Annotated in this window: 1 protein-coding gene; it reads right to left on the bottom strand. The window is 71.9% G+C overall.

Annotated features, from left to right (window positions below; translation table 11 throughout):
* Window positions 1–136 precede the first annotated feature (136 nt).
* Complete coding sequence (locus FK498_RS18690; RefSeq protein ID WP_141857206.1) at window positions 137–1,219, bottom strand: IS5 family transposase; 1,083 nt, start codon at window positions 1,217–1,219, stop codon at window positions 137–139.
* Between the last annotated feature and the right edge of the window lie 59 nt (window positions 1,220–1,278).

The following is a 1,278-nucleotide window of genomic DNA, read 5'->3' on the forward strand; positions in this document are numbered from 1 at the left end:
GGACACCTCGAAAAACCCGCTGATCGGGCGCTGCTGAGGGGCTGTTGATGGCGCCGTTGAATGCGGACCGGCCGTTTTTGGCGCCAGATCCGCTGCCGGGCGGTGGGCGGCGGGGTTGGGTCGGCTGCTGGATTGTTCAGGCGGGCACACCTCGCCCCTCGATCCAGGCCAGACGGCGCATGTTGTAGGCGAGGTTGGCGAGCGTGATCCGGGCTGTGGCGCGCGCGAGGCCGATGCAGCGGATGACGAGGCCCATGCGGCGCTTCTCGGTGGCGAAGACATGCTCGACGAGGCTGCGCACCCGGGCCCTTGTCGCGTTGCCGCGGGCGATGTGGGCGGGCATCGGCCGCCGGCGCGGCTTGGCGCGCTGGAACTCGGCTCGCAGGCCGCGCCGGTCCAGCAGCTCGAGGTTCGCCTTGCTGCGGTAGGCGGTGTCGGCCCAGACGCCGCTGCCGGTATTGGCCGGATCCAGCACGGCACCGAGCTGGCCGCCGTCATGGCGGGCGGCGTCGGTGACGGCGAAGCGGCGGATGAAGCCGTGCGCGCGGTCTATGCCGAGGTGGTTCTTGTAGCCGAAGACCGGCACCGCGATCTCCGCCACCGCTTGGCGCGGGGTGCCTCCCTCGGGCGGTCTCGGCTTGCGGCCACGCTTGAGCGTCCAGCGGCCGTCGCGGTCGATCTGCCGGCTGCGCGCCTTCGACCAGCCCTCGGGCGTGCCGCCGTCGCGCAGGGTCTGCTTCTCCTCCTTCGTCAGCCGCGGCCGCCGGGCCTCGACCACCGTCGCATCGACGATCTGACCGCCCATGGCGAGGAAGCCGCGCTCGGCCAGCATCGCGTCGAAGCGCGCGAACAGCCTCGCCAGCGCGCCCGCGCGCGTCAGCTGCTCGCGGTAGAGCCAGATCGTCTTGGCGTCAGGCACCGCATCCTGCAGCGCCAGGCCCGCGAAGCGCATGAAGCTCAAGCGGTCGCGCAGCTGGTATTCAGCCTGGTCGTCCGACAGCGTGTAGAGCGCCTGCAGCACCAGGATGCGGAACATCAGCACCGCGTCCCAGGGCGGGCGTCCGCCGCGGCTGCGGTCGGCGCGCGGCAGCGCCGCCTCCAGCTCTGCGCGGAACGCCTCAAAGTCCACCACCGCGCGCAGCCGTTCCAATGGATCGCCCAAGGCCGACAGCCACCGCAAGCGCTCCTCCGCGTCGAAGAACCCGGGCTGTCCCGCCATCCGCCGCTCCCGCTCTCACCAGCAGCAGCGAATCAGCCCGCAGCCGTCAGCGCCAGGGG

Source organism: Elioraea sp. Yellowstone (assembly GCF_006704265.1).
GTDB lineage: Bacteria > Pseudomonadota > Alphaproteobacteria > Acetobacterales > Acetobacteraceae > Elioraea.